This window comes from Halalkalibacter sp. APA_J-10(15) (assembly GCF_023017105.1).
Lineage (GTDB): Bacteria > Bacillota > Bacilli > Bacillales > Bacillaceae_D > Halalkalibacter.
Map to the genome: position 1 here is coordinate 1 of NZ_JALKEV010000064.1, position 439 is coordinate 439.

The 439-nt window shown below is 40.1% G+C and carries 1 protein-coding gene; it reads right to left on the minus strand.

Translation table 11 applies throughout. The features are described 5' to 3' along the window. Positions 1-109: 109 nt before the first annotated feature. A partial coding sequence (gene tnpA, locus MW695_RS22285; RefSeq protein WP_247107618.1) for an IS200/IS605 family transposase occupies positions 110-439 on the minus strand: 330 nt, incomplete at its 5' end.

Consider the following 439-nt stretch of genomic DNA (forward strand, 5'->3'; position numbering starts at 1 on the left):
AGTAACTATCCGCCGGTAGAACCGGCGGTTTTAATTTCGCCCTATAAGGGCACTTTACTGACTGCCCCCTAAAGGGGACTCTAAACTGACCGTCAACCGTTCACTTCTATTACTTATCTTTAAATGGATCAACATATTCTCTCTTCGTCATATGGTCTCGTAGTCGATCCTCTGCTTCTTGATTACGAATATAGTTTTCAATTGTTTTTTGGTTTAATCCCACCGTACTCACATAATACCCTTTTGCCCAAAATGTGCGATTCCCATGGTTATACTTTAAATTCGCATGACGATCGTGGATCATCAACGAACTTTTTCCCTTTAAGTAGCCCATAAAATGCGACACAGATAATTTAGGAGGTATCTTTACTAACATATGAATGTGGTCCTTCATGGCATGTGCTTCGATGATTTCGACATCTTTCATTTCGCATAACCT